The 8,316-nt window shown below is 53.3% G+C and carries 4 protein-coding genes; all 4 read right to left on the reverse strand.

What is annotated here, in order from left to right; genetic code table 11:
* Positions 1-763: 763 nt before the first annotated feature.
* Positions 764-2,911 (reverse strand): ribonuclease R, encoded by a 2,148-nt coding sequence (gene rnr, locus Q8O92_06290; GenBank protein ID MDP2982917.1) that lies wholly within the window; start codon positions 2,909-2,911, stop codon positions 764-766.
* A gap of 10 nt (positions 2,912-2,921) precedes the next feature.
* Positions 2,922-3,710: a phosphoribosylformylglycinamidine synthase I gene (purQ, locus tag Q8O92_06295; protein ID MDP2982918.1), complete on the reverse strand. Its 789-nt coding sequence runs from the start codon at positions 3,708-3,710 to the stop codon at positions 2,922-2,924.
* Positions 3,711-3,920: 210 nt separating this feature from the next.
* Positions 3,921-5,153 carry a two-component regulator propeller domain-containing protein gene (locus Q8O92_06300; protein ID MDP2982919.1) on the reverse strand — a complete coding sequence of 411 codons (1,233 nt, stop codon included), beginning with the start codon at positions 5,151-5,153 and terminating at the stop codon, positions 3,921-3,923.
* 19 nt (positions 5,154-5,172) lie between these two features.
* Positions 5,173-8,022 (reverse strand): phosphoribosylformylglycinamidine synthase subunit PurL, encoded by a 2,850-nt coding sequence (gene purL / locus Q8O92_06305; protein ID MDP2982920.1) that lies wholly within the window; start codon positions 8,020-8,022, stop codon positions 5,173-5,175.
* Between the last annotated feature and the right edge of the window lie 294 nt (positions 8,023-8,316).

The following is an 8,316-nucleotide window of genomic DNA, read 5'->3' on the forward strand; positions in this document are numbered from 1 at the left end:
TAAGCGAAAGTTGGGTATCTTCTCTCATGGCAGGCTCAACTCATTTGTATTGTGTTTGTTCGTCGTTATTTGTCTAACTACAATATAATACAATATATTAGTTGATGCACTGCCTTTTTTTATGAATAATCCGGGTTAGATCAAAGAAAATGGGTTTTTTTTAATTATACATACTTTTTTGTGACAAAGGAAAGTCCCTCATCGCACAGGAAATTTTATTTTGGTCTTGCTCTCCTCGGCAATTACTCAAACACGGTTTGTTGTACTGCAGAAAGGAGATATATGAATATAATAAGGACAATACCAAAGGGTGAAGAGCAATTTTGGATAGATCTACTATTTCAAGTTGAGCGCCCCGAAGAGGACTATTCCCCCATCTTTCCACCAGAATTCCCATTTCGGGGTAAACTTAACCAATGTTTTGAGGGAGATTTCATATATATCGTCTATAAATCCCAAATAATCGGATATGCTAAAATAGCATTAATACAATTGCACAACGGTTCAAGAGTGGGGATAGAGGGGCGAAATATTCCACCGGGTGATGTGGTAGTTTTAAACGGACCCTTGATACGAATGCCCTTTTACCTTTTTTGTCGAGGATTTCAAGGGGTCCGCTACATTGCTTGTAATCTGCACGAGATTAACCGTGAATTAGCACAACTTGAACTCTCTCGGTTTTTTAATTAAGGTTGATACGGAAGGATGTTCTTACATTCTCTCTATCACCTTCGTGCTTTTCCGTTTCTCGGTCTTCTTTTCTTTACACCCTCTTCCCTCGCTTCCCCATCCCCTCCACCACCATAAAATCCACCTCCCCGCGTTCCTTGTCGGCGCGGGCCACCGCGACCTTCACCCGGTCGCCAATCATGAACCTCCTTCCCTTATTCCTCCCGATCATGGCCACACCGTGCTCGTCAACCTCGTAATAATCGTCTTCCAGGCTGGAGACGTGGACAAGGCCCTCCACGAAGTATTCATCCAGCTCCACGAAAAAGCCGATGGGAATGATGCCGGAAACAGCGCCGTTGAATTCCTCGCCGAGATGACGTTCCATGAATTCGGCGATTTTCATCTTGACGGAGTCGCGTTCGGCGGAATCGGTGGTGATCTCACGAGAGGTCAGGTGGTTCCCGAGGGTCTCGTAATACTGGATGTCAAGGCGTTCCGGGGCGGCGCCGTTTCCGAGAATGTAGCGGTCGAGCTGACGGTGGACTATCAGGTCTGGATAGCGCCGTATAGGGGAGGTGAAATGAGCGTATACCGGCAGCGCCAGGCCGTAATGACCCAGATTGTGAGGGCTGTACACCGCTTTTTTCATGGAGCGGAGAAGGAGCATGTTGAGCACCCGCTCATGGCGTTTTCCCTGGAGGGATTTGAGGAAGCTCTGAATATAGAGCTGGCTTTCAGCAAGCGTTGGCCGGAAATCGTAGCCGAGAGACCGGGCTAAATCCCCGAAAACCTCAAGCTTCTCCCTGTCCGGCGTGTCGTGGGAGCGATAGAGGAAAGGCGCCTTTGCCTCGCCGAGCTCCATGGCGGTGACGGTGTTGGCGATGAGCATGAGTTCCTCGATCATCCGGTGCGATTTGAGACGGGTTCGTTTAACTATGTCTTTCGGTTTGCCGGCTGCATCGAGGATGACACGGGTTTCGGGAAGCTCGAAATCGAGCGCGCCCCGTTCAGTCCTGCGCCGGATGAGGATATCGGTGAGGTCGGAGAGCACGATAAGCGCTTCCCGTACTTCTCCCGGAATGAGATCGGCCTCGTAATCTCCGGTTCCGTCCAGGAAAGCCTGCGCCTGCTGGTAGTTGAGCCTCATGCGGGAATGGATGACCGTGTCGGCGATTTCAGCCGAAAGGATATTCCCATCATCGTCGAGAGTCGCAAACACGCTTTTGGTGAGACGGTCTTCGCGGGGCCGGAGGCTGCATAGTTCGCCGGAAAGCCGTTCCGGCAGCATGGGGATAACCCTGTCCACCAGGTAACAGCTCATTCCCCGCGCCTGCGCCTCGTGGTCAAGCGCTGAGCCGTCACGGACATAATGTGCCACATCGGCAATGTGAACGCCGATATCGAATCCGCCGTCCTCCCGGCGGGAAATGGAGACGGCGTCGTCAAAATCACGGGCGTCTATCGGGTCAATGGTGAATGTGACCAGGTCGCGGATATCACGGCGGCGGGCGATGACATCAGCGGAAAGATCATCGGGGATGCGAAGCGACTCCTCGATCGATTCCTCGGAAAAGCGCATGGGAAGATCAAACTTCTTTGCGATGATCAGGACATCCATGCCCGGAGCACCGGGCGGGCCGAGCACTTCCACCACGGAGCACATGGGATGTGTGTACGTCGGGGCTGAAACCTCCGCCCGGCAGACCACAACTTCGCCGTCCTTTGCACCGAGTTCCTCTCCGCTTGTCACCAGCATGTTTTCCATGAATACTTTTTCCTGGGGTATCACATACGCCGTCTTCCCGATCGTCTTATAGATGCCTATAATTGGGCGGCCGGTCCTTTCCACGATCTTGATGATCTCCCCGGCGCGGTTAATGCCCACATGCCCTTTATGGATCAACCGGGCTTGTACTGTGTCGCCCGGAATGGCCCCGGCTGTATGCTCCCGCCGTATGTAAACCGAATCCCCCGCCGTGGGACGGACGAATCCCCCGCCATGCCGTGAGGCGCTGAACACCCCGGTGATGATATTGCCCATTTCCGGCAGGGCGAATGTTCTCCCTTTGAGGCGGACAAGCTCACCGGATTTCTCGATGAGGTTAAGGACGCGCTTGAATTCGGCATAATCCGTTCCTTTGAGGCCCAGACGACCGTAGAGTTCCCGGCGCCGGATTTTCCCTTTTTCCAGGGTGCGGATATAGTCGAGAATCAGAGCTTTGAGTGTTTCTTCATTCATGGGATGACTTTCACATTGCCTTGCAATATTCATACGCATTCCGGAAAAATACCGCGCCGTCGCCTTCTTCCGGGAGGTTCTCACGGGTCCAGCGGGGATGGGTATACCGGGTGAGAAATCGTTCCGGGTGCGGCATCAGACCGAGGATGGTGCCCCGTTTGTTGCAGACACCGGCGACATGGTCGAACGAGCCGTTGGGATCTTCAGGATAAGAAGGAACATCATTACAGCGCGATGTATAACGAAGCGCCACCTGGCCGTCTTTTTCCATTTCCTCCATGTCGGCGCCGGATTTCACCAGGAATTTCCCCTCGGCGTGGGCAACCGGAAGCTGGATGACCGGTTTCATTACGCGGGTAAAAACGCAGACCGTGTCCGGTTCGGATTTCAGGTACACCCAGCGGTCTTCGAACTTACCGGAATCGTTGATTGTAAGGGTAGCCCTCATTTCCTCCGGCCTGTTTTCATGGAAAGGCAGCATGCCGGTCTTGATCAATACCTGGAAACCGTTGCAGACGCCGAGTACAAGCTTCCCCTGCTCCTCGAACCTGAGAAGCTGGTCGCCGAGCCTCTTCCTGAGTTCGAGCGCCATGATCTTCCCCGCGGCGATGTCGTCGCCATAGGAGAACCCGCCCGGTATGAACAGGAAAGAGCAGCCGTCAAGCTTCACCTCGCCAGACGCCACCCGGTTGATATGCACACGCTCCGCCTCGAAACCGGCGGTTTCAGCCGCATAGGCGCTTTCCATGTCGCAATTCGTGCCTGCAGTTCGAAGGATGATCGCTTTCGGTTTTGCCATGGTGGTTTTGTTACCTCTCCCAAAAGAATATTTCTCGAAAAGTTCGCAAAGAAAGAAGAGAATCAGACAGGATTTACAAGATTTACATGATATAGACTTTAGAAGATTGTCTGAACCACTGATTCGTGTGATGAAAATGATGAGTATGATAAAAGAACTCCCCATCAGCTTTTATCAGTTCAATCATTCGCATCAGTGGTTCAGACAATTTTACTTCATAAAAAGCACTTTCCTTACGTCCCTCTTTCCTCCCAATTCCAGCATCACGAAATATACCCCCGTAGCGCGGCTGGAGGCGTTCCAGACGACACGGTGGGTTCCGGCTCTCATAACTTCATCCACCAGGTTGTCCACAAGTCGTCCTGAAATATTGTATATTGATAGCTTAGTTTTCCCCGAATTAGAAAGGGTGAAATCAATCGTCGTGGAAGGGTTGAACGGGTTAGGGTATGCAGCCCTGATGCCGAAGGATTCTGGACGGTTCATGCTTTGTGAATCAGAAACAAGAGTGCTTTGCTCTTCGAATTTCGATACTCCGCCGTTTGTACCGAACCATAGTGCTCCCTTGTTGTCTACGGCAATGGAAGAGACGCCATTATCTACGAGGCCGTCAGCGGTCGTATATGTTTTCCACATCGAGCCGTCGAATTTAGATACCCCACCGTTTGTGCCAAACCAGATCGCACCCTGTTTGTCAACCGCGATAGAATAGACTTTGTTACCGGCGAGGCCGTCTGCGGTCGTGTATGTTTTCCATGAAACACCATCGAATTTAGATACTCCACCCCCGAGCGTACCAAACCAGAGGGAACCCTGATTGTCTGCGTTTATGACTATGAGATCGTTGCTAACGAGACCATCCGAAGTAGTATATGTTTTCCATGAGACACCGTCGAATTTAGATACTCCAAAACCATATGTACCGAACCACAGCGTGCCCCTATTGTCCACAGCGATGGAAGAAACACCGTTGCTGACAAGGCCATCAGCAGTCGTGTATGTTTTCCATGAAGAGCCATCGAATTTTGATGCCCCACCGACCGTGGCGAACCAAAGCGCTCCCTGATTGTCCACAGCGATTGAAGAGACGTAAACACCTGCCGGGCCATTAGCAGTCGTGTAGAGTTTCCAAGTGATGCCATCAAATTTGGATACCGCACCTTCGTATGTTCCGAACCAGAGTGCGCCTTGTCTGTCCATTGCAATAGATAATACCCTCTTTTCAACCAAACTTTCTACGCTCGTGAATCTCATGAATGTCCCTGTTTCCATGTCCCATCGCACCACGCCTCGATGAGTGCCCGCCCAAATGTAATTCCCTTCAACTGCAACTGCATATATCCCCGACCAATCTGTATAATTCGTCCACTTCCCCTGTCCATGGGACACACCTGAAAAACATGCCAGTGCAATCATGCATAGAACAAACGCACGGTAAGGCATAATTTCCTCCTTTTGCCTCTCACACGCTTTTTAACGGTTTCTGCCATGCCTCTTTTAGCGCAAAAATATTCTCATCAGCCACGATACCTCCGGAGCCTTCAATCATCACTTGCACTGAATCGGTTGTATCCCCGATCCAGGCGAACGGAATGCCACCCATCATCTCGGTGATCTGATGAGCGTTTTCGGGTTCAACCTCGATAATGAACCGCGAGTTGGATTCGCTGAACAGGATGTAATCGTCGCGCATGACCGAGCCGAGAGGGACTTCGCTTAGATCCACATACGCCCCCACCTGACCGGCGAACGCCATCTCTGCCAGGGCGACCCCGATTCCGCCTTCCGAACAGTCGTGGCAGGAAAGGATCAATCTCTGGTCCATGGCCTTGTGCAGGGTGGTCATGATTTCACGGGCAGTGGGGATGTCCACCCCCGGAACGGTGTTTCCCGTGAATCCTTTCAGGTCGAAATAGTGGGAGCCGCCCATCTCGTTGCGGGTAAGCCCCACTACGGCGATTAGATTCCCGGGAGCTTTGAAATCCATGGTGACCGCTTTGGTTACATCCTCCATGACGCAGAGTGCGCTGATGAGGAGGGTCGGAGGTATGCGTATGACCTTGTCGCCGTAAATGAATTCGTTTCGGAGGCTGTCCTTTCCCGATATGAAGGGAGTCCCGAAGCCCACCGCGCCGTCATGGCATCCCTGGGCCGCGCGGACCAGCTCTCCGAGACGGTCGGGAATCGTGGTGTTCCCCCAACTGAAATTATCGAGGAGCGCGGTGCGGGCTATATCGCCTCCCACGCAGGTCACCTGCCGCAGCGCTTCGTCTATAGCCGAGAGCGCCATGAAGTAGGGATCGATGACCCCGTATTTGGGATTGATGCCGTTGGCGATGATGATTCCACGGTTTGAGCCGAGCTTTGGCCGTATGACGCTGGCGTCGGAAGGGCCGTCGTTCGCCGCGCCGGTGAGCGGTTTCACAATGCTTCCGCCCTGGACCTCATGGTCGTACTGGCGGACGATCCACTCTTTGGAGCAGACATTCCAGGAGGAAAGAATCTCCTTCAGGGGTTTTCCCAGATCCGAGGGGCAGGGAAATTCCGGCTCCGGCGTCCTGCGCGGCTCCCATGAGGCATTGCGTGCGAGACGGGGAACTCCGTTATGGAGAAACTGCATGTCGAATTCCCCCACCGTCATTCCATGGTACCGCAGGGTGAGTTTTCCGCCGCCGGTGAAGGTTCCGATCACCACCGCCTCTACATTCTCAGACTCGAACACCCCAAGCAGCTCATCCACCTTGTCCGGCGGAACCGACAGCACCATGCGCTCCTGGGCCTCGGAAATCCAGATTTCCCAGTAACGGAGTCCGGTGTATTTGAGAGGCACCAGTTCCAGGTCAACCTCCGCGCCGGTATCCTTCCCCATCTCGCCGACCGCGCTGGAAAGCCCTCCGGCTCCGCAGTCGGTTATGGCGGAATAAAGTCCCCGGTCACGGGCGACCATGAGGGTATCCACCATCTTCTTCTCCTGGATGGCGTTTCCGATCTGCACCGCGTGGGATGAGGTGACCTCGCTCTCCTCGGTCACCTCGGTGGAGGAAAGCGTGGCCCCGTGGATGCCGTCACGGCCGGTTCTGCCGCCGATGAGGACAATCCTGTCGCCGTCAGAGACCTTCTTGAACGAGCATTCTTTCGGCATGATGCCGACAGTGCCGCAATAAACGATCGGATTCCCCACATACCTTGGATCGAAAAACACAGAGCCGTTTACTGTGGGGATGCCCATCCGGTTGCCGTAATCACGGACTCCTGACACCACCCCCTTCATCACCCGCCGGGGATGCAGCGTTCCTGGGGGCAGCTCGCTCAATTTCATGGTGGGCGGGGCGAAACAGAATATGTCGGTGTTGGCGATCGGTTTTGCCCCAAGCCCCGTTCCCATCACATCGCGGATCACCCCGCCGATGCCGGTTCCCGCGCCGCCGTAAGGCTCGAGCGAGGAGGGAAAGTTATGGGTTTCCACCTTGAAACAGACATTGTCGTCATCATCGAACCGTATCACTCCGGCGTTGTCCTCGAACACGCTGACACACCAGTCGCGGTTCAACTCTCTGGTTGCGCGGATAATGGTATTCTTGAGCAGATTGTCTATCGTCTCGCCGTTATAGTTGATGATCCCCCGGAAGGTCTTGTGCACGCAATGCTCGCTCCAGGTCTGGGCGAACGTTTCCAGCTCCACATCGGTGGGATTGCGGTCCAACCCCCGGTAGTGCTTCTGAATGGCACGCATTTCATCAAGGTTCAGGGAGAGGAAACGGTCTTTCGAGAGCCGCATGAGGACATCGTCATCGAGTTTCAGTAGCTCCACCTCGATCCGCTTGACACCCGCGTCAGGCCGGGCATGGAGGAAGATTTCCTCGCCCGGTTTCGCCGCATGCTGGATGATCTTGTTCACCAGGAGCTTGTCGGTGATAAGCGCGGTTTCGGCCTCGGCAAGGTCTCCGGAAATGATGTACCGTTTCGCGGTCTTCGCCGCCTGGACAGACGTGATACCGAGGTCGCGGAGCGCCTTGTAGACAGAGCCTTCCACAGGGTCCATGACGCCGTAATTGTAAGTGACCTCTATCACCTGCCCCTCTTCCGGAAACACGCCGTCGATGACATACTCTTCGGTGACGAAATCGGTAAGAAGCTCGGCGGCGATACGGGATATGTCCTCTTCGGGGATGTCGCCCTCAAAAAGGTAGACATCGTGGACCCGGACATTCGTGATGCTCTGGATTCCCAGATCGAACGCATCTTTCCTGACCCCTTCGCCGCGGCTGTCGACCAGCCCGGGCCGGGTTCTCACAGTGACTTGTCTGATCAAGAGCCGCCTCCGGATATGTAATATTTTGTGTGACAATGGATAAAAGAATCGAAGCAAAGCATGACAATATACTAGAGTGAGCTTGTGCGGAACGATTAAATATACTGATTGAGAGAAGTATAGTCAAGTTCGCGGGGCGGGTAGAAAAAGAATACCTGGCCATCCCCCAGAATTTTTGTACTAATGTTTGTAACTCCTTATAATGCTTATCGTTATAAGAATAATTTTATGTGAAAGTATTATCGGATAATTGCATGCCTTCTTGAAGGACTGATCCCCCCTGTCCTTTGGACA

The organism is Candidatus Latescibacter sp., assembly GCA_030692375.1.
In the GTDB taxonomy this organism is placed as follows: Bacteria; Latescibacterota; Latescibacteria; order Latescibacterales; family Latescibacteraceae; genus JAUYCD01.